This window comes from endosymbiont DhMRE of Dentiscutata heterogama, from assembly GCF_002888635.2.
GTDB lineage: Bacteria > Bacillota_I > Bacilli_A > Mycoplasmatales > CGIF01 > CGIF01.
Genome location: NZ_LN828718.1, coordinates 347,565 through 371,608, shown reverse-complemented (window position 1 = coordinate 371,608; position 24,044 = coordinate 347,565). Strand labels below are relative to the sequence as shown.

Here is a 24,044-nt window from a genome sequence, read left to right as displayed (position 1 = left end):
AAGATGACCAAACTCTATGAATTAGTCGGCCAAATATTAGGCAAAGAACCTCGCAAAGTCTATGATAAAAAATCTCCTTTTTGCGGCAATCTTACTTATAAAATAACCGTCTTATTGGATAATGAAAAAAAAGAAAATTTTGTTTTTGTTTATCCCAACCTAGTGCGATCCGAAATCATTGGCAGCATTGAAAGAAGCCGTTACATAGATAAACGCTATCTATTTTTCTGTGAAAAAAAGCCTAAAAGATGAGTTTTACATAATTGGGAGGAGTTGCCTAGTCTCGGAAAGTAAATTAACGCTCATGCCAAAGCCCCTTAACACTCTCGAAAAGAAATTGAAATTCCATTGCTCCGTTTGCCAAGCCACCTGACAATTACTAATAATCCGCACGGATAATCACGCTGATGCCAAAACTAAATGCCTAAACAATTGCCCCAAAAAATGAGAAAAATTGCTGATTGCTTACTGTCAAGAACGACAAATCATTTATTTTGCCACCCAGGAAAAAGAAAAAGATGAGAAAAAAGACCGGGAATTATCCGAGTTATTAAGAAAATTAAAAAAAGAGAATGGCCGTAAATAAAAAGTCGTGTAGTTTCGAAAAATGTCTCTATCCCAATTGCCAAAAGCAAACCCAACCTGCTAAAATTGACAAAAAAGAAAGACAATTTTATATTGAACCTGACACCTCCCGATCCGCCTTTGAGAAGTATTGCCAAAGTGAGGAAAACCAAGGGGATAAAAAATTCGGTCAAGGATATAGTGTTTGAAAAGAGGATGATTATTACAAGTGAAAAGAACAGCAGCAGGGATATTTTGAAAAAGGAATAGAAACAATAACTACTGAATATGATTATTGTAAATGGCACCAAAAGATTATGGAGTGCTGTAAAAACGCTGAATTACATGCCTCTAAAAAATGTCCTTGATATTTGAGGCAAAAAGAGATGGCCAAAATAGCCAAGCAGAAGTTAAAAAAAGCAAAAGAATTAGCCGAGATAAGCAAAATATCTATTAAAGAAATGACCAATACCCAGTTAAAAAAAACTATCGAAGCAGATATCGAAAAATTAAAAGCACTACTTCCTATTGATTGTGCAGTATTAGATGAAAATGACCCTGACACCTGGGATAAAAATGCGTGTGATGAAATGTTGGAAAACATTGAAAAAGTAAAAGAAATTGTGGAAAGCCAAAATGGACTAAATGATAAATTGGAGGAGTGGAGTTATCGGCAGGAGCAAAAAAATAATGATTTTTAACTTATGACCTGAACTACTTACTGAAACCTCAAAAAGGCCATTCAACCACAAAATATTATGACTAATAACCATAATATTTCCCAATATACCGAATGATTACAAGACAAGAATTTAGCAGCGAATACGATTAGATTATATTTGAATGTCCTGGGTAAATTCCCCCAGGAGTTTAACACCCAAATTCTAAAAGATTATTTTCGCACCAACTTAAAAAATTATGAAGCAACCAGTTTAAAAGTCCAACAATATGCTCTCAATTCTTACATCAAATTCAAGCAATTAGAAATAGAATGAGAAAGAATTGTCCGCTTAATTCCCAAATCCCAACGCAAGTTTTTTGATACTATTGATGAAGAAGAATTAGAAAAGTTGAAATTAACGAAAGTTGAGAAAAATCCTAAAATTCACCAGCGAAATAATCTCCTGCTGGGCTTCTTATTTTATTCCGGAGTGCGAATTAATGAATTAGTAAATATCCGACATCAAGATTGACAAGGCAATCAATTAAGAGTTCATGGTAAAGGGAATAAGGTGCGATTTGTTTTACTGCGGGATTTTTTGATTACTCATTTTAATCCCAGTTCTAACGATTACTTATTTCTTAATCAGCGGGGTAATCCCATTAAAGCCGAATATATTCGCTGATTGTTGAAAGCCCGTGCCAAACAGGCAGGAATAAAGAAAAATATCACCCCCCATACTTTTAGAAGAAGTTTTGCTACCTGACTCTACCGCAACGGAGCCCAATTATTAACTATCCAACAATTATTAGGGCATTCCAGCGTTCAGACTACTGAGAAATATATTCAGTATGATTGGGCTACCGTGCATGCTGATTATAGTAAATTGTGGAAAAAACCCCTAAATTCAGGCTCGGAGAATATTGTTACTCATGTATAATTTAAGGCTTAATAATTATCATTTAAATCCCAAGCGTTCTAATGTTTACACACCTCCCAAAGTAAGCGAGTTTATTTGTGGATTATTGAAAGATAAGATAGATAAAAAGTGAATAATTTTCGATCCGTGCTGTGGAAAAAGAAATTTGCTAGAACCTTTTGAAAAAGTTGGCTATCCTAGTTATGGAATTGATATCGACCAAAATGTTCCAGCCGATAAACACTGAGATTTTTTGAAAGATGAGTCGCAAATCTTTAAATTGTTCCGAATTTGTATCAAGAAAGAAGATCATAAACTTCTAATCCTCTGCAATCCTCCTTTTAATGGCTACGGTCAGAAATTAGGATCGGAAGTCTGATTAGATAGGATTATTGAACTTTTTGGTCGGGATATTCCAATCGTCTTATTTGCCCCAGTTGGTTTTTGTGACAATTTGACTCTCCAAAGCCGAAGATGAAAAAAGTTTAAGAATGGCACTTATCCGCCAATTAGCAGTCGGATTACTTTGCCTAAAAATATTTTTTCCGGAGTAGTTTTTCATAGTGAGATACTGATTTTTAACATTCCTAATTTACAACCCCATTATTTTTACCATGAAAACTAAATTCAAATACGACTACTTAAACAATCAATTATCCCTCATAAACCCTAACACGGAATATTCTCACCAAATCCCCGAAGAACATAAATTCACCGCCAATTTTGGCGGTCAAGGATTTATTTTGGGGGAACATTCCTGAATAATTTTTACTATTTTAACCCAAAAAATCAGAGTTTTTGCCAAACTTTCTCAAAATGGTGAGACCATTTATTACCGCCATGACTTCTCCCCCGCTGATATTATTAGTTTTCAATTCACTCCTGCCGACCAAGTTATCAAAAATGAAAAAGGCTGATGAATACCAAAAAACCGCTAATTATTTTCTGAATTCGGCCATTAATTCCACTCCCCGATGGCCGAGTTGAGGGGATAATTACCCTTCACGCGGAAAAAACCGCGTCAAAAAATTGGAAAAACTGACAGATAAGCGACAAGTCGGATTCCTGATTAGAGAAATCTAACTCAGGGGAGGTGTCCTAAACAGAGAGTTGGGGCATGGGCTAAATGAAAAACAAGCCCTGGACAGTTTGCCCGGAAACTGCGAGAATTCGGGTTCAGCGGCTAAGGATTTTTTAAGGTTTACCTTAGACAAAATAAAATAACCGATTTTAGAGGAGGAGAATTTTTTTTTTTTACTCCTCTATTATATTATCCGCTGAATACAGGAGTGGGATTATTATTCTCCTCTCTTAACTATTCATTACAAGAGGCACCTACATATAGAAATCAAATGAAAGCAAAATTAACTATCACAGAAAATAAATATTTAAGAATTTTAACTAAAAAGCATATTTTACTGCCGACCAAAAATAAAAAACCGTTAGTAAAAGGGTGAAATAAATATTATGCCGAACATCGTAGCATCGCCCAATTACTCCAACTTAATCAAGAATATTCGTTAAGAACTGGCACTCTGATTGGCAATTATTACTTTATCGCGGTAGATTTGGACGATTTATGAGCCAGAGAACGAATCAAGGATGCTCGCTATATTCAAACTGCTAACGGCATTCATCGTTATGTTTTGATTAAAGAACTCCCAAAATCTTGCTGATTAGTCAACCAAAATGGAGATCTGATTGGAGAATTACATAGCAAAGGCCGTTTCGTGGTCGGCATTGGCTCTATTCATGAAAAAGGGGTTCGCTATACTCTAAAAGGGCGAGTGAATGAAAAATGAAGTTTAAAATTTGAGAAATTGGCAGAATTACAGGAATTTTTAAAAGCGAGAAATATTTTTACTACTCCCTGAGGAAAAAAAGGAAAAGAAAATATACGGGATTTGGAATTTTATGAAGATAAACCGGTCCAGAAAATAAAATCTCAATTTAAGCCGATCCAAAATTATTATCAAAAAAAAGAGCAATTGGAAAAACGGATCCAGAGTAATCCACGACGGGAAAACTTAAACATCTGTTATATTTGTTTGGTTTGCTTCACCAAAGAATCCGAAATTATAAAATCTCATTTAGCCGGAAAGAGACATCAAAAAAATTGAAAAACTTACCAACAAAGACAAAAAAATAAAGCCGCCTAATTCTCCCAACAAAATTGTTTATTCTGTTAGCAGTAAGAGTAAAAATGATATCTGCTTCCTACTGAAAAAGGATAAAAAGTAAGAAGTAAATAATAAACGGTAAAAAGAATTATAGATGCCCAATAAAAAAACTTTAACAGTTCTTCCGACCAATCAATTACTCCAACAAGTTTGAGATTACCTAATCTCCCGCCCACCAAAAAAAGGAGAATTTAAAAAAAGCCGCACATGAATGCCTTTATCTTTTGTGCTGAAAAGTTGGCTTGCGAATATCGGAGGCTATTGAGTTTGATTTATCTTTGGAACACCAACAATCCGAATATAAAAATCTCTATCTCTTACGTGGCAAAAGACAAAAAGAGAGATGAGTATTTGTTGGACCTGAAATAGTTAAGGAATTGAAGAAAAGGAATTGACAACCCCACCAAACTAATCGCGTTAGTTTTTTTGATTTCTTACAACAAATAAAAAAAGAAATGGGTTTATCGGCTAATATTGAGTTATCACCTCATACTCTCCGCCGCTGTTTTGCTACTTATCAGGCTATTTCAGGCATGCCTTTGCCCGTGTTGCAGAAAGTATTAGGGCATAGTAAAATAAGTACAACAGCTCTTTATATTAAGGATTCTGATTTAGGGAATTTGGTTAAGTTTAGGCCGGTGTAAAATATTAATATTATGGTAGCAACTAATAAATCAACACCTCAAAATCCTTTTAAGGATAAAAAATGACTTAAAGAATTTGCCGAAGAATTTAAAAAAGATGTTAAGAAAACCCCAACAAAAAAAACTTCGGGTGGCTGAGTAAGTGAGATTAATTGCACTCAAAAAGACATTGGGGAACCGAATTATCCCAAAAAAGGCAAAAAGTAATGTTACAAGATTTTTTTGAACATACTATCAATAAAGTTTATCAAAATTGTCGTTCTTTGGTCTTTTTCTTTATTTCGCCTCTTCCAATTGCCTCTTCTTATATCAAATTTGGCGGCTGAGAAATGAGTTATAATTGAAAAGGACGCACCTGACCAATCAAGGAAGTAGTGGGTAATGTTGAAATTATTACTAAGACTGTTCATTTTAATTATAAATATGCTTTGCAATTAATGAATGTCGACACAGGAAAAGAATATAATCTTCCGCACTTTGTTCGCACCATTGCTCATGAAATAGCCCACTGTCTTTTGCTTGACTATGACCCGAATTACCTCAACATTGATGACCCTCATACTGAAAGGCACCGAATATTAACTGGCTGCTTGGAAATTTATCTGTGAACTTTACCAGAAATCCAAGAGTTAATTAACTTGCAAACTCAATCTGCTCTAAGTTGATAAGATTGAAGCGGAAAGCCGAGGAATCATAAAAAACAACATATATGACTATCACCGGAAAAACTCAATTAACTGAAAGAATATCTAAAAAAACTAAATTACCCCAAAATCAAGTATCCCGAATAATAGAGGAATTTCTCGAAGAAACCAAAAAATCTCTCTTAAAAGGTGAAGAAGTGAGATTACAAGGTTATTTTACTTTAAAAACGGCTATTACCAAACCCCGTATGGCTATGAATTTACAGACTAAAAAGAAAATGAAAGTGCCTAGTAAAAGAGTGCCCAAGTGTAAATTCTCTACTTCCCTAAAAGAGGAGATTGCTCGTAAAAAATAAGAGCATATGCGTCCAACTCCTCGGAATAATAATAACTCTTGGCACTATTTTTTAATGTTGATATTTGTCTGTTGTTTTCTGATATAGAATGGAGCAGAAAGTAAAAAAATAAAATAAAATGAACTTAACTCGTAATATTAAATCCATTATCACCAACCGCAAAGAACTTTTAGACAAGAACCGCAACAATTTTCTCATTTTAGAATTAGAAAATGGAGAATCTATTCTGGTTTTTGCTGGTAAAGTCAGCCCGGAAAAATGAGGTTGGTTAAAAGAAGGACAAAAGATTAAATTTACCGTAGAGGAAGGTAAGCAAGGGGCTAATTTATTAGTGGATTTTGTGATTGAAGTAAAATAAGTTATATGTATTCTCAAAAATAAGTTTAAGAATTTTTTACTTCTGCTATTTATCCTATTATTTGGTGATAGAGATAGTTTAGCGGAGCAAGTAAAAAGGCCTAAAAAAGTAAATAACATTATGGTAACTAATAATAAATTAAAACAATTAAACTTAAATCCTTTGTCAGTGGCAAAGTATTTTTGGGAAAAAGGTATTGAAGACATGGCCATTACTCAACATTTAGTTTATTTCACCTATCTCGAAGCCATGAAACAAGGATATTTGCTCTTTACCGAAGAATGGCAAGCCTGACCAAACGGTCCAGCCGTGGAATCGGTATTTGATAAAATGTTCGATTACCGCCACCATCTCCCCAAACTTTTTAAGCCAATAAAGGATATTGATAATGAATTAGCACTCAATTGAGCCGAGAAAATATTTAAAAAACACCAAAATACCGAACAATATCTCCTTTTCGAAAAAGCCCAAAATAAGCCGTGAAAAGATGCTCGTAAGCCTCTTAAATCCGAAAAAGAGATTACCCGTATTCCCTTGGCTAATTTAATAAAATTTGCCGCTAATGGCAGGCAAATAAGAACTTAAAATGATTATTGTTTTTGACAAATTATTAACTGAATGTATTCACGATCCGATTTTGCATAATCGATTGAGAGAAGATAAAATTCGTTCTTTTTTTTCTTGGCTAGTTCGGGCTTTCGGTGATTACAATGACTTAACTTTTAAGGAAATCAATCAGCAACGTAATTGTCATTTTGCCGATTATGGAGCAAAAGTTAAAATCACTGACTTTTTTAACAAACATGCCAAAACCAGCCAAGTTAAAACCTTTGTCTCTTACGCCAACCTTTACCAATTATCTATCCCGAACACAGAAATCCGTTTAATTGGCGACTTAAAACGCCGCTATTTTCACACCAAAGAAAAAGCCTATAACGATTTATTCTCAATTCTCTTCATTGATTTTGACCACTCTTTACATAAAAATGTCAAAAAATTAAGGGCTAAACGGACTGAATTAATTTGCATAATGGCTAAAAAAAATTGCCCTGATTATTAATTCAATTTTAAGTAAAAAACCAAATAAAAGCCGCAAGTCTAAATAATTTTCCGCAAAATTTTTCTCAAAAAAAACTCAATTGAAAAAAATTATTTTCCCAAATTCCCTCATCCTCCCGCTAATTTTTTACTTAAATTTCTCTAAAAAATTTACTCCCTTTCCAAGTCGAAGCCTAAAATTATCAAAAAACAAATTACGAAAAAGAAATTATATACTTGTGATAGTCCTGTCTGGAACAAAAAAATATTGTCGGCTCTCCTTTAAGCAACCGACCAGCTCTCCTCTTATAGAGCAACTGAAATAAATATTTTTGAAATTACTATAAAATTACAATATAGCACTGTCCTCGGTCCGTATTGGAAAAAGATTTTAGCACTATTCAGAAAAAAATATTGAAAGCTCTCCCAAATTTGGCAACTTTCCAGCTCTCCCAAAAAGGCAACTGTAAATAAATATTATTCTGAACTTTTTGCCTTGTAAGAGAAAAATAATCAAAGATTATGAAATACACTCAGCAAGAATTAAAGAACGCTTATCAAATAGTAAGCCAAGATTTAGTTCACAACCTCGTTAAAATTAAAGACGGAGAAGCAATTCGCCTCAATAAATTAGGAACTTTTGTCAAAACTAAACAAAAAATTAAGGATTGAGATAAAAGAAATCATGTTTACTGACGGATTAGTTTTCGGACTAGCAGCAATTTAAAAAGAGAATTAGATGGATAAAAAAATAATCTTGCTCGTAGTGGCTGCCGCTTGTGTGGGTCTCTATTTTTACGGTTCGCAAGTTAAAAATAACGAATACCTTAAATTATTGCCGGTGGTCGGTGGTTTAGCTTTCGGCTTAAATACTCTAATAAATTTAGCATAAAATTATGAATCAAAATAATCAAACAGAGAATTGTGGCTTTGACAATTTAAATTCAAATAGTCAACAGTCCAAACAAGAGTCCTCGGGCCTAATGAAAATGGTGGGTCAATCTTTACCATTTTTACCTCTATTATTCGAGCAATTTACGGGCCAAAAAATCCCGTCAATGGGAGGAACTATGTTTGAAATTCAAATGACCTTGCAGCAAATATTAGCCAATCAACAAGCCTTTAATCAGAGATTAACCATTCTTGAAAATAATGCGGCTAATTCATTCAATAATTTAAGTCAACAAGTCCAAAGTATTAAGTCCGTCCGATTAACGCACGACCGCGAAAGAAAACAGATTGAATTAAATGGAAGTGATTTTAATAAATCACAACCTTATAATTTACAGCACGAAAGCAATTAATATGTCCTTTTTCCCTGATATCAAACCTTTAATTGACGAAGTTCGCGAACTAAATAAAAATCAGCACAAAATTATTACCTTGTTAGAGGAGCAAAATAAATTATTAAAACAAAATTTAACTAAAAATGAACGATAGAATATTAGAAAGAAAAAAAATAGAAAGTATCGATGTCGGTCAATTTGAATACACCGCCGATAGGTTATTTACTTACGGAACCATTCTTGCTTTTGTCACTTTAGGTATAGTTTCGTTTACTTGAATGACCGTGCAACAATTACGCAAATAAAAATATGAATCCAGAAAAAGAAAATCAAAATACGCTTTATGCCTGAGCCACCGGAAAATTAGCCATGTTCACTATTGGCTTGTTCGCTGGTTATGCTCTTTATCGAATGGGAGTAATCCAATCGTTAACCGGAAAATTGTTTAGAAAAAAAGAGGAACAAAATAAATCAGAAGCATCCTCTTATTAACCTAGTATAGAATATAAAATTATGACTGACCGCTCAAAAATTATTCTCATGTGGGCCAACCAAGACCCTAAATATCCTAATAGTTTTATTATCAGCACGGATAATCAAAGATTATTAGGTTTAACTCGCACTGATAAAAAAGGCCAAACTTACTGAAAATTTAAGGAGCGTAAAGTTAAAAATAATTCTGCGTCTGGCCCAGTAATGGATCAAGTGCAAAAATTTTACGCCCGACAAGCCAAAACGGAATCCTTAAATTATGATAAAAATAATTCTGCCGCCACAACTAACCCAGTTAACCAGCACAGTTAAAGAAAGGAGTAATTTTAATTACTCTCTTGTCGTAGACCAATTGAATAATAGTTTAGAATTGATTAAACCGGATAATTCTGAGACTACGCAAATAATCACCTATGTTTTAGTAGGAACAGTAGTGGCGGGATTATTGGTTTATCATTATATAAGAAACCAAGAGAATTTAGACTAATATGCACGCTTGGAAAGATTATCTCCCTGATTTCAAAGGAGCCTTAAATAATTTCTACGATGAACGCCTCAAAGACTTGGTGGAAAATAAAAGCACAGAGTATAAAAATCTTGCGGGAGAGTTCATCCAAAAAAGTTTAAATTATCAAAAAGCCATGTTAGCAATTGGCTGTGGAATTTTCCTATTATTGGCTATTGCTTATTTTTGAACTGAATAATTGTCGTAGACAAAAACTAATAAAATATGAAGAATTTAAAATATATCGCAATTGGAATATTGGTGGGCTACTTAGGACTTTATGTTTATGACCTGGCTACCGCTCGCCGATCCATTTCCTTAGACGACAACAAATAAATATGTCTAAAACTAAATGAATTATCTGATTTTCGATTTGTATGGTCGGTGGTTTTTATATCCGTCATTGGATACAGACCGGAGCCGGGCAATTTCGGAGATTCCAAGAATATTTTTAAAATATGTCAATCATCCCTTTTTTAATTACTTCGGCTTTAGCCGTCTTGTGTGGTATTCTCGTTCAACAAACTATTGAGACTTTGATAAATACCTCGTTAACGCTATTGCCGTTTAATGTTAGAACTGTATCCTAGTTTTGGCTCGGTAAGGAAACAGAATAATCAATTTAATAAAAATATGAAATGGATAATTTGTTTACAAATTATTCTATTCGAATATATAACAATATGAAATTAACAGAATCCAAATATACTTATTTAGCCATTGGTATCGTAAGCGGCTTAGTTCTGGCTTATGTTTATACTAATTACCTAAAACGTGAATAAAAAAAGAAAAACTCGGGCTAAAGTTTGCCAACGATGCCTAGGAAATTTTACTACTTACAAAAATTTTGACTATTGTCCAGATTGTGCCGCTAACGGCAATCGCTATTTAGTCCGGAGTAATTTAACTAAAAAAACTATGAGAATTATCAAAACTAAAAAAAATCCTAAAATTTATGACGGTGATAAAAATTTAACTTTCTGAAAGCAAGCTGATGAGAAAACTCATTACTTATTAGCCGATATTTTGAACCGCAAACTCCCTCTTGCTAATTGTCGGGATAAGAAAATATTTAGTCCCAATAATGATGCCGATTACCGCATTCTTTGCGTGGATTATGAAAATGATTACGGACCTGACTTGCCAAAAGTAGAAAAAGTAAGTGAGGAAATTGCTTATGAATATCTATTCTTGGTCGTGAAAAGTTTAATTGGAGAATTAAAGAATTTTGCCGTTCATAAAGAAGAATATTTACAGAAATTATTTTAAATTATGCCCAATATAGAAAAAAATATAACTAAACTACCGGTAGTAGTTAAGTCGAAGACTAAAACTGCTCCCAAAAGTAAAAAAAATAAATCTCCTAAACTCCTTAAACCCCGCACTCCTGTTTCTAAACAAAGCACCTGTGCTTATTATGATTGCTTAATAGAGCAAGTATCCTCGCCCAAAAATGATCGAGTAAAAATTACTGAGTTAACTCATAAATGCAAATGTAGTAAACAAAAAATAGCCCAAGCCAAAGCCCAGTATAAGCATAAATTAATTCACGAATTAGCCCGAGATTATAAGAACATGGGAGAAAATTTAGGAAGGTATGTGAAAGCGGATATTGTGGGTTGTGCGAAAGAATTGAAATAAATAATGACCGATTGCTGTGAATTAGCCCGCCAAGCCCTTTATGTGATTGCCGGAGCCTTTGGAGTAATTTTAGCCTTATTAGCCATGTTTTTTGGTTATAACTTGAAACTTGGTGTTCGCACGGCTAAATTAGAGAAAAAGAATGGTAAAGAGCAAAAACAGATTGATGATTTGAAAAAAGAAGTAGAACAGTTAAAAAATAAAAATGAATAAATGTTTACTTTGCCAAAAAAGAAAACCCTTTTTAAACTCTAATCTGTGCTGATGATGTCAATTGACGCAATGACCTCGTTCTTAATATTATGACAAAAGACCAATTACAAAAAGAATTGAAAGAGAAAGTTAAGCCAGGTGTGAAGCCTTCTCATTTAAAAAGAAGTAAAAGTTTGAATGATTTGCCTAGCCAAGAAAGCGAGGAAATCTTTGTAGATGCTCCGGAAGAAAATGCCGAGGAACTAAAACAAAAAATCACCCAATTAGAAGACCAAATTTTAGAGTTGAGGATTAGCAAACTCAAAGATTTTGGTGATTATTTGGAGAAAAAGCAAACATTAAAAGCCGAATTAGAAAGCAATGTCAATTACGGAGTAAAAGAAATTGAAAGGTTGGAAACTAAACTCAAAACCATTAACCGCAAAAAATTAGAATTAGAACAAAAATTAGGCCAAAGTCAGAGTGAAAAAGCCCGATTAGAAATAAAATTGATAAATGCGGAAAATAAAGAGGAAAATATTACTCCTACTCCTAACTGATGAATTGACTATGGACCCATTATTTTAATGGTTGGCCTCTACTTTTTATCTATCTGATTACTAAATAAAAATGCCAAATATAATAACAATTATGGGAATTAAATCAGCTGTTAAAGAATGAATGACTGAAAAATACGAAAATTGGGTTAAGCAACCCATTGAAAAGAAAACTCTGGAATTGGAAAACTTTGTCTCGCAACAGGTTCATACTTACGGGAATAAAGCCAAAGAAACCGCTTATAAACCCGTAGATTATTATCAGCAACGACCTACTTTTCATAGAGGACTATTTTGGATTGGGGTTGGTTTATTGATTGTGTTGTGGATAATTAGTGGGAGTTAGAAAATATTTTCATTTATGACAAAAGAAATTATCATAATCGGTTTAATAATCTTACTGATTTATTGTTATTATCAGATGTCACAGTCACCGGATCAAGTTTCACGATCCACCCAAACTGATTCTCGGCCAACTACCGAGCAAGCCACGCAATATAATCAGGAAGATGTAAAGCCAGGAAATTCTGGTGCTGGAATTTCTAATTTTCCTTACCCAAACCAGGTCTTTGAAAAATATTTTTCGTTGCTTAGAGAGAAAATAGAGAAGGACGATTTAAGTCGAAGGGCAGAATACGACAGAACAGAAAAAGAAGTAAGGGAAGAATTAGAGAAATTAAAAGAATATAATGATAATTAAAACATGACCAAAGAAATAATAATTTTATCCTTAATAATTTTAGTAATCTATCTCTATTATCAGCAAAATCATCCCTCAATTGATAAGCGGAGTTATGGTGATTTAATCAAAGATTTAAAAAGACAAGTGTCGCATTATCAAGGGCTTTATCAGAAAAGGGTAGTCGAGGATATTGACAAGTTAAATAATAAGTCAGAGAGCGGGACACAAACGGATTTATCAGATCAACAAATTAATCTCTTAGTTCAGCAATGGGAAGAAGTGGCTCAGTGGGCCACAAGCGAAGGAATTGATATTAATAAAAAGTGGAATTTGGGGATGTTGAAGGGTAAATTAGCCCAGCAACAGCAACAATTCGAACAAGAAAAGGAGAAATGAAAAGAGGAGAAAAAGTCTTTGGAGGAAAAATCGAAACAACTTAAAAACAAATTTTTGTCGTTTGAAAACTGACAACTAGAAAGGAACGAATGATGGCAAAAGATGGGTGATTTAAAAAGTCAAAATGAGAAACAACTAAGGCAATTGCAGAAAATTAATCTTCTCTTTAATCCCCAGGTCGATGAGGAGGAAAAAGTTGATTTTAATGGATTATATGAATCGTTAAAACAAGTAGCAGAGAGAGAGAGAGAGAGAGAGAGAGCAAAAGTAGATGAATGCCCGGAAGTTGAGACAAAAAGTAATGAAGTTCAACCTATTTTTAGCAGAAAAAAAAAGCAAAAGAAACATGAAAAAAAATAATAGTCGCAAGACTCTAAATAATATCAAATAACTATGGGATGAAGTGATTTTTTTTGAGGAGCATTAGAAACAGGACTGGATATGATACCAGTTGCCGGTAAAGCTCTTAAAAAAGGAGTAAAAATGGCAAAAAGAGGTGTCGGAGCCTGAAAAGACTTACAAGCGGGGGGAGGAATTGATTTTGGCGATTTAGCAAGTGATATTGGAGACTTAAAAAATGGTTTAGCCGGAGCCAAAGCCCAAATTGAAAGTCAAGGCAAAGCCCTCCAAGGTCAAATTGAAGGAGTTAAATCGGAATTAGAAGGAGCCTTAAAACAACAAGGGGAAAAGTTCGACCAAGAAATCAAAGCCCAAGACGCGAAAATTGCTACTCTCCAAGGAGAACAAAAACGCCAAGCCGAAGAGACCAAAAAAGCCTTACAAAAACAAAAACAGCAATTAGAACAGGCTTTACAAGAAGTCACGGAAAATTTAACCAGAGCACAAAATGAGTTAAGGCAAGAATTAGAAGATTTTAAAAATGAAGTTAATGAAAGATTTGAGAAGCAGGAAAAGAAAATCTTAGAAAACAAACGCAAAATCGAAGAAGAAAAACGCCAAAGGGAAGCCGAAATAAGAGAAGTAAAAGACAAAATAAATGTTGCCAACACCAAAATCAATAATCTCCAACAAGAAAAAGATGAATTAGCGGACAATTTTAATAAATATCAATTCCAAACCAATCAAAAACTTGCCGAAACTCAGGCCGAATTAGAAAACACCCAAGCCGAATTCCAATCTAAAATAAAACTCCAAGAGGCTAAATATCAAAATGACCTCCAAGAAAGCCAAGAAAACTTTGAAACCCAAACTAAAATTTTTGATGCTAAAATCAAAGATACTAGGGAAGCCTTGGAAGAACAGGAAGAAGAATTATCCAGCATTAAATACGAACAAAAGAAATCTCGTATAGAACAACAACAGATAATAGAAGACTTACAAGAAACTAATGACTTTCTTCACTTCCAAAAACACAAACTAGACTTCGTGGCTAACCAAATGGAAGAAATTCACGAGGAGGTTCACGAGAGAATGGATAAATTGTCCCAAAAATTAGATGACCGAACTACTGAAACTCTTAATATTGCCAAAGACACTAATAAAAAAGTTGATAAACTTACTGACGAAGTAAAAAGTATTCGGCAAACTACTGAACAACTTCAAGAACAAATTAAAAAAAATAAAGAAGAAACTGAAAAAGCCAAAAAAGAAGCCCAACTGGCTAATGAACGATTAGATAATTATATTAAGTCTCAATCTTTAATGGATTTCTCAGCTCAACAAGCCAAAATAAATAAAATTCAAAAATCCCTCCAACTAAAAGCCGAAGAAACCAAACTGTTAGCCACTTTAAACTTTATTCGTGAAACCAAAAAAATAATCCCTTTGGAATTTAGCGAAAGAGAATGAAAAGTCGGCATTAAAGAAGGCACCGAAAAAGACATGCCCCGTCCGGAGGGATTTCCTTTAAAACCTGATTGTAGTTGAGCCAAGAAATACACACCTGAACAATTAAGGGAATGAGGTTGGGATACTAGATTATTAGGAGATAATGAAAATGCTCCGTTAACTGACCCTGAGAAAAGAAAACCTGAACAAACTCAATCCAATCAACAACAGCCGAACGAGCCAGAAGAGACCAACCAATCTGATAATTCTTTTTTAGAACAATTTACCGAGTTAGAAAAAGAGGCTTTGGAGAGATTAAAAACTATCCAGCAAGAAATTAATCAAGAATTAACTGAAATAGAAAACCAACTTTCTACTCCACCTCCTCCCAAACCCTCCGCGGCTACTTCTTTAAAAATCACTGAAACCGAAACTAAACTAAAATCCGCTAAAAAGAAACTAGAAAGAAAACAGCAGGAAGTAAAAAAAGCCCAGCAAAAAGCCCAAAATCAACCCAGTAAACAAAATCAGCAAAAATTAGAAGAAACTCATCAAGAAACTAAACAGGCTCAACAGGAATTTCAAGAAACCCAAGAACAATTAGCCAGTTTGGAAAATCGACAAGATTTCGAAGAAACCTTAGAAAAAAAGCAAGAGGAAATTCAAGAACAACAGCAAGAAGAAGTTCGGCAGCAATGAAGTCAAATTCAAGGCTTATCTAAACAAGTCCTCCGAGAACAACCCGAAAAGGAAGAAGAAGAAAAAGAGTTAAAAGAACATGAGACGGACAAAAAACTGGAAGAATTAACTCAACAATTAAAAGAAATGGAGCAAACTGTTGCGGCTTCACAAAAGCAGATGACAAAATGAATGCTCTTTTTGATTATTTTCTTATTAGAGTATATTGTTTATAAGAAAAATGGCTTAACTGGCCTGATTGTTCTTAATATCTTATTAGCAATTGCTTACTATTACCGCGATACTTTAAAAGAATATGCCGAATTATGAAATAAATATCTCTTAATAATCGGTTATGTGATGGGGAATGTCTTGGCATATTCTGCCCCCGAACAGGAAAAATACAAATGGCCGTCTGTAATTGGTTTTAATTTAGCCATTGCGGGTATTTACGGCTATACTTTATATCAGAAACAGCAAGAACAAGCAAAAATAGAAATTTTTTATCAGCAAGAAACTGAAAAAATCTGTCAAGAAAACAATATCACCGCAGAGGAATGGAAAACTATTCAACAAAGTAGTCAGCCATCAATAATAGATGAATACAACATTTTCTCTAATTCAGGAGAATTAAAAGTTCAACAATTAGAGGATTTAAAAACAGCTATCCAGTCCAAAGAAGAAGTCCGCCAAAAAGAATTAGAAATCCAAAAAAAGGCCGAAAATTTACAAAAGGCCACGGAACTTGAAGAAAAATTAAAAGCAGCCCGGGAAGGTCTAGGTGATTCACCAATGACTTGAAATAAAATCTATGAAAGATATCCAGAGTTTAAAGAAAAATCCCTCCTTTTAAAAGAAATGGAAAAAGCCGATAAATTACTCAGCCAAGAGTTAGAAGATAACGAAAACCAAACCATCAGTCCTTTACTTTTGAATAAGTTAGATAAATTGCCGGTCCCTAGTGAAGAAGAATTAGAAATTATTAGTCAATTATATTTAACTGTCAAAAAATTTGCTCTTCTGGCTTCCCAAGCCCAATATTTATCTATTAATGAAAGAGAGCAAATAATCGAAAATTTCCCTAATTTCAGCCAAGGCCTAAAATTAAAACTAGTTAATTCCGGACTTAACAGTTTAGGCATTAATACTTTCAATAAAAAAGAACAATTTGTCGAATTAAATCACACTCTCTACCAAGAAAAAGCTAATTTTGGTTTAACTCTCAAAGAAAAAGAAAATATTCTCCGAATGTTTATTAATGAATTAGATTTAACCAAAGAGCAACAGCAAGCATTAGAACAAGTGGGAGTAAGATTTTTCAATGCCTCCGAGTGAGTAATTGAAGAAAACCAAAAACAACCATTACTAAAAGCGGGTTTGAGCAGAGTGATACTGACTGACGAACAAAAAGAGCAATTAATTAATTTACACCCTGATACTTTTCGCATCTTTCCTTTAAACGAACAGCAAAAAAATATTCTCCAAGCCCTAGCCCCTTTAACTCGTGAAGATAAATATTCCGAGGATAGTTTGTCAATATTACATTCCTTAGAATTAAAACCTAGTCATTTATCCTTTTTGGTAAATGAAGAAATAATCCCTAATCCTAATTTAGATTTTGGTGAAGTAAAAAGTCCTTATTTGCCTTTAAAAACAAAATTTTTACAAGGAGAACAAAAAATATTAAGAAAAGAACGGGAGGCCCAAGTAAAACAATTACGAGCCGAAGAAATATTAGCCAATAAGCGATCCATAATTACTTCTTTATTAGAGTGATACGGAAATCAGGACGAAACCCAGTTTAATTTAACTTTGGAAGAGTATGTAAAAATTGGAGCCTTGAAAGGTTGACAAAAGGATATATTATTAACTTGCGGATTAAAAACTATTCCCCGCTACCACTTCTGAGAAATATTAATTTTTGCCGTAGAAAATTTTACTTCTTTAACTTGACAAAGTCAAGAACTATCCGAGCAGAACCAATTAGCCATAGAAGAATATCAAACCCAAATTTTAACCATTTTAGATACTTGAAAAGATAATAGCCAAGGAACCGAAAAAGAAGCCGTAAGGAAAGTAATTAAAACTTTATCTAATGACACACTGCCTTCCCATCAACAATACACCGAATTATCAACTCTTTTAACTAAATATCCCAACAATAATATTAAACTTAATAATTTAATAAAAACCTGAGGACAAATTAACCAAAAAGCCCTTATTCCGATTAGTGCTTGGGAACAATTTTTACAGGAAAATGATTGATTAAAAGAATATTATCAAGAATATTTAAATTCTCTAACAGAAGTCCAAATAACCATCAATAAGACCATTTTAGAAAAATATGCTTCCAGCCAAAACCCAAAAGAACGAGAAATATTTAAGGATTTAAATCTTGAAGAACTAATAAATGAGAAGATAAATCAAGCCTTAGCGGGTTATCAGCCCCGAGAAGTTTTTTATGACAGTGAAGAGGAATTAGAGGAACAGGAAGAAAATAAGGAAAGTAAAGAAAACCAAGAACCAAAACCTTCTACTTCCCGCTATGGCGACTTATTTGCTAATCTCAACCAAGAAGAGGAGGAAAGACTGAGAAAAAAATTAGAAAGGGAAGAAACCCGCAAAAAATTGGAAGAGGCTGAACTTGCTCGTCGGCAGGCTAATTTAAGTGAAAAAGACCGCAAATTGAAAGAACAAGAAGAAAGACGGCAAAAAGAAAAAGAATTAGCCGAATTAGAAGAAAAAAAACGGCAAGAGATGAAAGAAGCAAGAGAAAAAGCCTTACGGGAAGAAACCGAAGCCCACTTGGCTAATCAGCAGAAAATTATTGAAGAACAACAGCAAGCCCGGCAAGAAGCCTTTAATAATCAGCAAAAAGAAGCCGAGTTAGCCGAGGAGAAAAAAAGAAAAGATATTGAAAACCTGGAAAAGCAAAATCAGTTTGCTAAGGAACAATTAGAGAAGCAAAAAGAACTCTTGGAAAAAGAAACCCAGGAGAAGTTGGCTAAAATTGCCACGGATGATGAAAAAGAAAGACAAAAAATATTGAAACAACAGCAAGAACGAGAAATAGCCTTGGAAAATGAGAGAAGAGAAAATGAAAGAAATCTCCAAGACCAAAAACAGCGTTGGGAAGATGAATTAAAGAAACTAAAACAAAACAACGAAAAAGAATTGCAAGAGGCTAAAAATAAACTAGATGCCGAGAAAAAGAAAGCCGAAGAAGAATTAAACCGCCTAAAAGAAGAAGAAAAAGTAGCCGAACAAAAAAAAGAAAAAGACAAAATTGAGGATGAAAAGAGAAAACATGCTCGAATTAAAGAATTTGAAGTCAGCAAATTACAGGATAAAGCCTGAGAAGAATTATCCAATTATGCCTTAGGTTATGATGAAGTAAAATTTGGCACTTTATTAAATGGAAAACCAGTGGAGGAAAATTTTCAAGTTTCGAAAAGCCGTGGGGGCTATGTTAGAATGGTGACGGTGAAAGAATTATTTAAAAAATATCCCGAGATAAAAATTAAGTTAGTAGGTGTAGAAGACTTAAAAAATAAGTTGGTTAATGACCGACCAATGACTATGGAGGATGTCAAAAATGTAGTGAAGTTGGCTAATCGTTATCCTGATTTCTATACCGAAGAAGGATGACGACAAAAAATTAGGGAGTTGGATGAAGTGGGGTTGTTGGAATAGAATTAAATTTCTTCTTCAACTAATTTTGGTTCTTTTCACACAAATTTGCCAATTATCCAGTAAGATAATCAGGCTAAAATTATTCAGAATACCAATACCGTTAAGAATCAAACACCAGCCAGTATTCCCGCATATTTTTTTACGGAACTTTCTAGGGTGGGGCTGATAGTTATTATTCCTAAATCATGAGTATTGGCTTTGATTTCTTCTTCGTGTTTTTTAGAAAGTCAATTCATCGGTTTACTTAGCACGGAACTTTTTAACTTGCTGTCTACTTCTTCAATTTTCGGGATATATTCAACTATCTTTTCTTTACTGGCAAAAGAGGTTTTCATAAGCATTCAGGCACTTCCTACTCCGACTTGTAAAATTCCTCAGGTTAGTAGGAGGGCCAGGGGTAAGCCGATTAAATTGGCTAATAGGGCTATCCAGGTTTTTCGGTGGCTTTTGGATTTTTTTCAATTATCGTATTTTTGTAAGGTTTGGAGGTCGGACATAAGTCATTATTATTTAGGAGGGATTTGGGTTTGAGTAGAAGTTTGTTCCTCAGTTTGAGCCTTTTGAATGGTTAATTCATCAAATTTGTCAAGACTTAATTCTTCAGTAGTTCCTGTGTGGTATTCCTCAATTTTTTTCTGTTGTAATTTCTGAGTAATTTCTTTGGTATTTATTAATCTGCTAGTAGTAATGGCAGTAGGATGGATTTGGTAGGGAGTTGTTTGAGAAAAAGTGTTGTATTCTTTTTCTATTTCTTGGTATTGTTGAGAGAATTGGGTTTCTCCCGCATATCCGCAAACCCCCTCTCTTCAATTATTAATAATTCTCTCTAATTCTTCAGCGTTAGGTCTCTGTTCTGGATTAGCACTTCAACACCTTGCAATTAAACTCTTTAACAATTGAGGTACTTTTAACTTATCCATGTTAGGCCGATATCCTTGACAGACTTTTAATTGTAAATCCAATTCATTTAAGTCGGGGTAAGGGTAAGAGTTAGCGAATAATTCGTAGGCAATTATCCCAAACGAGTAGATATCCGATTTTTGAGTATAAACTTCGCCCTGTAACGTTTCAGGAGCCACATAGGGCAAAACTCCAAATATTTGTCCTTCTCGGTTTTGAGAACTAACCAATCTACTGAGACCAAGGTCAGTGATATAACTACTCCGTTGATTATTTAATATATTTCCACTGTGAAAGTCCCGATGAATTAGATTTTGTTGATGGATCTTATTTAATCCCATAGCAATAAATCATAGTCTTCGAAATTTATTTTCCAAACTTAACTTATCATTTTCACTTTGTAAATATTGCCTTAAATTACCTCCTTCCATATACTTGTTTATAATCAAATAGTTTTTAGTTGCTGGGTCTTGAGAAAGACCATAACATACAACACCACTACTTTTAACCACTTTAGTGTTAATGATTTCTTGTAAAAAATCCCAACCAATATTTTGAGAATTATTGAGGGATTTGAGAACAACAATTCTGTTATCAAGTCGTTCATCTACTCCCCAGTTGGCCGTATATATCTTACTAAACCCTCCTTCGGCTAAGTATTCAATATTAGTAAATTCTTCATAGGGAATTCACTCTATTCCTGGCTGTTGCTGAATAAATTTCTCTACTAATTCTTGACCTTCTATTTTTTTCCATTCTTTATCAGCACAAGGTTGACACCAACTCTGGCTGGTATTTCATTGTTGACACTTCTGACATTTGCCATGACCATGTATTTTTAGTTGAGAAATAATTTCAACTAATTTACAACTTAGTCTTTTTTCAATAGAAAAATCAATTCTCCTTAAACTCTGAGGCAATTTATCAATATTTACTTCATTAAGGTCAGTATTGCTGATATCAAGTTCTCATAATTTTTTCATTCCACTTAAATAATCTAAGGAACCGGTTCAATGGTTGTAAATATTTTGCTTGATTTCATCTCTATCATAATTTCCTAAATAAAGTTCTTTTAAATTAGCATAAGGGACTAAAAAAGACAAGTCTTGCGCTGGGAAGTTATTATTGCTTAAATCTAAATATTCTAAGTTAGTGGGTTCCGTGGGGAGAGTTATATTAGTTAATGAATTATCATTACAACTAAGTCTAGTTAAATAAGAGCAATTGTTTACATCTAAATTAGTAAGTTGGTTATTATAACATTCAATTTTTTCTAAATGCAAGCAATTGTTTACATTTAGAGAAGTCAATTTATTACCTCGAAAATCTAACTCTCTTAAATTAGCAAAATCAGAGAGATCTAAATTTCCTTCCAGCCTTCTATAATTAATATCTAACTTTTCTGCTTTGTATCTAATTTGTTTGGAAGGATAATGATAATTAATATATCTTTGAGCATTTATTGGAATAATCATGATCTTTTCAGGCAAATTTTTAAAAACTATTTTGGTTTCATCCACCTGAGGATAAATATACAACTTTAAATATGTACTCAAATATACACGACCAAAACTTCCTAAATCTAATTCTCCCTCTAAACTGGGTTCGGTGAGGTAGATTTCTGTTACTTCGCTTCTTTGTTTTTTAGGATATTCTTTATCCAATCATTCTTGGGCATTAGTTTTGTCTCTTTTAACTTTTTGTAATTGTTTCTTACTAACCCCATCAATGTCTAATTCCTCTAACTGATTATTTTCACAGTTTAGTTTTCGGAGTTGTGGGCAATTAAATATTTTTAGTTTAGTTAACTTTCCTTTACGAAAAGAACTAACATCTATTTCTTGTAAATTAGGAAAATTTTCGATAATTAGTTCGCCTTCGAGTATTTCAGAAAAATGTCCTCTTTTAATTTTAGTTACAGTTTCCTTATCAGGATAATTATTTTGTAGTCATTCTTGTGCGTTTACCATATTTAATATTACTTTTCTTTATTATATTCTTCAAAATTTTCTCATATTTTTTAACTCTAATGAGTTAGTTATCCTGAATCTACTGAACCTAAAAAAGCAAAAATATTCCCCTCCCCTGAATATTTATTAAAAAGATAAAATTGCCTGATTATAGAACCAAAATATCCCCCTTTTGAATTATTTGTGCGAGAATTAGAGACTAATTTGCTTTCTCTCTCTCTCTCTCTCTCTCTCTGCTGATAATTAGGGAGTGATACCATGTCATATATATTATAATTTTATAAAGATTACTATTCAGAAAACATTATATAAAATTTTAAATATAGATAAAAAGTGTGGTAGGGAAAGTTAGAAGTGATTGTTGAATTAGATGTTGAGAAATGAATAGTGTTCGCATTATTTCATTCTTAAATGAATAATCTTTGATTGTTCTATTATCGGAGATTAATAACTGATTATTAAGTAATTTTTCCAAAAAACTTCTGTTTATTTTACTATTATCTTTGTTTCATTTTCTATGTCACTATTGCTCATTTCTCGGAAATTGCCGTCAGGTATGGCATCAGCAAAAGCATTTTTTTTACTATTAGATTACGAAATATAACTCTGATAACTCTGACTAATATATTCTCAATTCAAAAGAAGCTCAAGCAATTTTTCCACATACTCTTTGCGATTAGCCCCATAATCCAAATAATAAGCGTGTTCTCAAACATCAATAGCAATTAGCGGTCGTAAATGTAAAGACCAAGGCCCATCCTGATTAGTAGTATTAATAATTTTTAATTCTCCTTTCTTATTCAGCACCAACCAAGTTCAACCACTCCCACGCACTTTTAAGGCACTTTTTACTAATTCTTTTTTTAATTTTTCTAAACTGCCAAACTTTTCTTGAATAAGATTTAGCAAATCGGGGCTTATTTTTTCTGTCCTTTCACGTTCCTTTTGCTCGGGTTTAAATTTAGTCAGGTGAGCGAAAAAAAAATTATGATTAATTAATCCACCCCCAAAAAAACGTACATCGTCTTTTATTTCCTCCGGCAATTGAGCCAAATTTTCCATCAAGTTTTCCAAAGTAGGAAATTGTTCCATGATTTCGGTTCCCCGCAGTGTTTCCAAAAGTTTGACTTCGTAATTTTTGTGGAGAATATTGTAATGATAATACATGGTTTTGAAAGAAATTACTCATTCTAGTTCATTAAGTTCGTAGGGCAATTTAATTCTTTGATAATTGTTCATAACTTTTTTCTATTATTATAATTTTTGCATGGATTAATTATTTGTCAGTAGTAAATAATCTAAAATTTCATAAAAATGACTCTGTCAAAATTTCAAAAAAAATAATAATGATAAATCTAATTTGAGCCATGGAACGCAACAACCTCATTGGCAAAGACAACAAATTGCCTTGACAAATTCCGGCTGAACTAAAATATTTTTCACAAATTACTGCGGGTCAGACAATTTTAATGGGAGCAAAAACTTTTGCCAGTATTGGCAAACCCTTAAAAAATCGTCATAATATAGTAATTACTCGGAATCTTGAAAAATATCAAAATTGACAAGCAAAAAACTTAATATTCACCAGCAATTTACAAGAGGTTTTAGCACCTTATCAGAAAGACCCCACCAAACACATTTTTGTAATTGGCGGTCGTGAAATCTACCAGCAAACTTATGCGGTGGCGGATTATTATTATGTGTCGCTGATAAAGGGGAATTATGAAGGCAATGTTTATTTTCCTTTTGACGATTGAAATAAGGGGGAGTTGATTAAAAAAAGAGAATTTTTGGATTTTACGGCTTGTATTTATAAGAGATGTTAATAATTATTCACTCCTCGCAACTTAATTTATCTGGGCGTATCGCAAAAGTAAGTATATCACCTGTTCCATTTGTT

At 33.4% G+C, this 24,044-nt stretch carries 36 protein-coding genes; 32 read left to right on the top strand and 4 right to left on the bottom strand.

The window, feature by feature from the left end; genetic code table 4:
- The first annotated feature begins 3 nt into the window (after positions 1-3).
- From DHMRE_RS02350 to DHMRE_RS02200, 31 genes are all read left to right on the top strand, one after another.
- Entirely contained in the window at positions 4-294 is a 291-nt protein-coding gene (locus DHMRE_RS02350; protein ID WP_322632104.1) for a hypothetical protein, read from the top strand.
- Between the two features lie 10 nt (positions 295-304).
- Entirely contained in the window at positions 305-586 is a 282-nt protein-coding gene (locus tag DHMRE_RS02345; protein WP_322632103.1) for a hypothetical protein, read from the top strand.
- Complete coding sequence (locus tag DHMRE_RS02340; protein WP_322632102.1) at positions 573-1,265, top strand: hypothetical protein; 693 nt, start codon at positions 573-575, stop codon at positions 1,263-1,265. The genes DHMRE_RS02345 and DHMRE_RS02340 overlap by 14 nt, the downstream gene beginning before the upstream one ends.
- A 3-nt stretch (positions 1,266-1,268) precedes the next feature.
- Complete coding sequence (locus DHMRE_RS04035; RefSeq protein WP_419184201.1) at positions 1,269-2,165, top strand: tyrosine-type recombinase/integrase; 897 nt, start codon at positions 1,269-1,271, stop codon at positions 2,163-2,165.
- Positions 2,158-2,769, top strand: a complete 612-nt coding sequence (locus DHMRE_RS02330) for an N-6 DNA methylase (RefSeq protein ID WP_322632101.1) — start codon at positions 2,158-2,160, stop codon at positions 2,767-2,769. The genes DHMRE_RS04035 and DHMRE_RS02330 overlap by 8 nt, the downstream gene beginning before the upstream one ends.
- Positions 2,759-3,082: a hypothetical protein gene (locus tag DHMRE_RS02325; protein ID WP_322632100.1), complete on the top strand. Its 324-nt coding sequence runs from the start codon at positions 2,759-2,761 to the stop codon at positions 3,080-3,082. Before DHMRE_RS02330 ends, DHMRE_RS02325 begins: the two co-directional genes overlap by 11 nt.
- 414 nt (positions 3,083-3,496) lie before the next feature.
- Entirely contained in the window at positions 3,497-4,303 is an 807-nt protein-coding gene (locus tag DHMRE_RS02320) for a bifunctional DNA primase/polymerase (RefSeq protein WP_322632099.1), read from the top strand.
- 245 nt (positions 4,304-4,548) lie between these two features.
- Positions 4,549-4,968, top strand: a complete 420-nt coding sequence (locus DHMRE_RS02315; RefSeq protein WP_322632098.1) for a tyrosine-type recombinase/integrase — start codon at positions 4,549-4,551, stop codon at positions 4,966-4,968.
- 12 nt (positions 4,969-4,980) lie between these two features.
- Positions 4,981-5,175 (top strand): hypothetical protein, encoded by a 195-nt coding sequence (locus DHMRE_RS02310; RefSeq protein ID WP_322632097.1) that lies wholly within the window; start codon positions 4,981-4,983, stop codon positions 5,173-5,175.
- Positions 5,175-5,636, top strand: a complete 462-nt coding sequence (locus DHMRE_RS02305) for a hypothetical protein (RefSeq protein WP_322632096.1) — start codon at positions 5,175-5,177, stop codon at positions 5,634-5,636. Before DHMRE_RS02310 ends, DHMRE_RS02305 begins: the two co-directional genes overlap by 1 nt.
- A 41-nt stretch (positions 5,637-5,677) precedes the next feature.
- The gene (locus DHMRE_RS02300) at positions 5,678-5,968 is read left to right on the top strand and encodes an HU family DNA-binding protein (protein WP_322632095.1); all 291 of its coding nucleotides are present in this window, start codon (positions 5,678-5,680) and stop codon (positions 5,966-5,968) included.
- A 118-nt stretch (positions 5,969-6,086) separates the two neighbouring features.
- Positions 6,087-6,326, top strand: coding sequence for a hypothetical protein (locus DHMRE_RS02295; protein ID WP_322632094.1), 240 nt, complete (start codon positions 6,087-6,089; stop codon positions 6,324-6,326).
- 120 nt (positions 6,327-6,446) lie between these two features.
- Positions 6,447-6,911: a hypothetical protein gene (locus DHMRE_RS02290; RefSeq protein WP_322632093.1), complete on the top strand. Its 465-nt coding sequence runs from the start codon at positions 6,447-6,449 to the stop codon at positions 6,909-6,911.
- 1 nt (position 6,912) lies between these two features.
- Complete coding sequence (locus DHMRE_RS02285) at positions 6,913-7,386, top strand: hypothetical protein (protein ID WP_322632092.1); 474 nt, start codon at positions 6,913-6,915, stop codon at positions 7,384-7,386.
- Between the two features lie 500 nt (positions 7,387-7,886).
- Entirely contained in the window at positions 7,887-8,111 is a 225-nt protein-coding gene (locus DHMRE_RS02280) for a hypothetical protein (RefSeq protein WP_322632091.1), read from the top strand.
- A 149-nt stretch (positions 8,112-8,260) separates the two neighbouring features.
- Positions 8,261-8,668 (top strand): hypothetical protein, encoded by a 408-nt coding sequence (locus DHMRE_RS02275; RefSeq protein ID WP_322632090.1) that lies wholly within the window; start codon positions 8,261-8,263, stop codon positions 8,666-8,668.
- Position 8,669: 1 nt separating this feature from the next.
- The gene (locus DHMRE_RS02270) at positions 8,670-8,804 is read left to right on the top strand and encodes a hypothetical protein (protein WP_322632089.1); all 135 of its coding nucleotides are present in this window, start codon (positions 8,670-8,672) and stop codon (positions 8,802-8,804) included.
- Entirely contained in the window at positions 8,794-8,955 is a 162-nt protein-coding gene (locus DHMRE_RS02265) for a hypothetical protein (RefSeq protein WP_322632088.1), read from the top strand. The genes DHMRE_RS02270 and DHMRE_RS02265 overlap by 11 nt, the downstream gene beginning before the upstream one ends.
- Positions 8,956-8,959: 4 nt before the next feature.
- On the top strand, positions 8,960-9,142 hold the full coding sequence (locus DHMRE_RS02260) for a hypothetical protein (RefSeq protein WP_322632087.1): 183 nt from the start codon (positions 8,960-8,962) through the stop codon (positions 9,140-9,142).
- 21 nt (positions 9,143-9,163) lie between these two features.
- Positions 9,164-9,454: a hypothetical protein gene (locus DHMRE_RS02255; protein WP_322632086.1), complete on the top strand. Its 291-nt coding sequence runs from the start codon at positions 9,164-9,166 to the stop codon at positions 9,452-9,454.
- A complete protein-coding gene (locus DHMRE_RS02250; protein WP_322632085.1) occupies positions 9,402-9,629 on the top strand; it encodes a hypothetical protein in 228 nt (75 codons plus the stop codon). The genes DHMRE_RS02255 and DHMRE_RS02250 overlap by 53 nt, the downstream gene beginning before the upstream one ends.
- Position 9,630: 1 nt before the next feature.
- Positions 9,631-9,846, top strand: coding sequence for a hypothetical protein (locus DHMRE_RS02245; RefSeq protein ID WP_322632084.1), 216 nt, complete (start codon positions 9,631-9,633; stop codon positions 9,844-9,846).
- Between the two features lie 259 nt (positions 9,847-10,105).
- Entirely contained in the window at positions 10,106-10,237 is a 132-nt protein-coding gene (locus DHMRE_RS02240; RefSeq protein ID WP_322632083.1) for a hypothetical protein, read from the top strand.
- Between the two features lie 184 nt (positions 10,238-10,421).
- A complete protein-coding gene (locus DHMRE_RS02235; protein WP_322632082.1) occupies positions 10,422-10,916 on the top strand; it encodes a hypothetical protein in 495 nt (164 codons plus the stop codon).
- A 3-nt stretch (positions 10,917-10,919) separates the two neighbouring features.
- Complete coding sequence (locus tag DHMRE_RS02230; RefSeq protein ID WP_322632081.1) at positions 10,920-11,288, top strand: hypothetical protein; 369 nt, start codon at positions 10,920-10,922, stop codon at positions 11,286-11,288.
- 3 nt (positions 11,289-11,291) lie between these two features.
- Positions 11,292-11,501 (top strand): hypothetical protein, encoded by a 210-nt coding sequence (locus DHMRE_RS02225; protein WP_322632080.1) that lies wholly within the window; start codon positions 11,292-11,294, stop codon positions 11,499-11,501.
- Positions 11,502-11,590: 89 nt separating this feature from the next.
- On the top strand, positions 11,591-12,142 hold the full coding sequence (locus DHMRE_RS02220; RefSeq protein WP_322632079.1) for a hypothetical protein: 552 nt from the start codon (positions 11,591-11,593) through the stop codon (positions 12,140-12,142).
- Entirely contained in the window at positions 12,132-12,383 is a 252-nt protein-coding gene (locus DHMRE_RS02215) for a hypothetical protein (protein WP_322632078.1), read from the top strand. Before DHMRE_RS02220 ends, DHMRE_RS02215 begins: the two co-directional genes overlap by 11 nt.
- Positions 12,384-12,398: 15 nt before the next feature.
- Positions 12,399-12,737 (top strand): hypothetical protein, encoded by a 339-nt coding sequence (locus DHMRE_RS02210; protein WP_322632077.1) that lies wholly within the window; start codon positions 12,399-12,401, stop codon positions 12,735-12,737.
- Between the two features lie 3 nt (positions 12,738-12,740).
- A complete protein-coding gene (locus DHMRE_RS02205; protein WP_322632076.1) occupies positions 12,741-13,475 on the top strand; it encodes a hypothetical protein in 735 nt (244 codons plus the stop codon).
- A 33-nt stretch (positions 13,476-13,508) separates the two neighbouring features.
- A complete protein-coding gene (locus DHMRE_RS02200) occupies positions 13,509-19,274 on the top strand; it encodes an LPP leucine zipper domain-containing protein (protein ID WP_322632075.1) in 5,766 nt (1,921 codons plus the stop codon).
- A 2-nt stretch (positions 19,275-19,276) separates the two neighbouring features.
- Here DHMRE_RS02200 and DHMRE_RS02195 read toward each other — a convergent pair whose 3' ends face one another.
- The 4 genes from DHMRE_RS02195 to DHMRE_RS02180 form a co-directional block, all read right to left on the bottom strand.
- Positions 19,277-19,771 (bottom strand): hypothetical protein, encoded by a 495-nt coding sequence (locus DHMRE_RS02195; RefSeq protein ID WP_322632074.1) that lies wholly within the window; start codon positions 19,769-19,771, stop codon positions 19,277-19,279.
- A 9-nt stretch (positions 19,772-19,780) separates the two neighbouring features.
- Positions 19,781-22,144, bottom strand: coding sequence for a leucine-rich repeat-containing protein kinase family protein (locus DHMRE_RS02190; RefSeq protein ID WP_322632073.1), 2,364 nt, complete (start codon positions 22,142-22,144; stop codon positions 19,781-19,783).
- 68 nt (positions 22,145-22,212) lie between these two features.
- Positions 22,213-22,404: a hypothetical protein gene (locus tag DHMRE_RS02185; protein WP_322632072.1), complete on the bottom strand. Its 192-nt coding sequence runs from the start codon at positions 22,402-22,404 to the stop codon at positions 22,213-22,215.
- Between the two features lie 331 nt (positions 22,405-22,735).
- Positions 22,736-23,383 (bottom strand): superoxide dismutase, encoded by a 648-nt coding sequence (locus DHMRE_RS02180; RefSeq protein ID WP_322632071.1) that lies wholly within the window; start codon positions 23,381-23,383, stop codon positions 22,736-22,738.
- A gap of 107 nt (positions 23,384-23,490) precedes the next feature.
- Here DHMRE_RS02180 and DHMRE_RS02175 point away from each other — a divergent pair, with 107 nt between their 5' ends.
- Positions 23,491-23,970 carry a dihydrofolate reductase gene (locus tag DHMRE_RS02175; protein WP_322632070.1) on the top strand — a complete coding sequence of 160 codons (480 nt, stop codon included), beginning with the start codon at positions 23,491-23,493 and terminating at the stop codon, positions 23,968-23,970.
- The last annotated feature ends 74 nt before the right edge of the window (positions 23,971-24,044 follow it).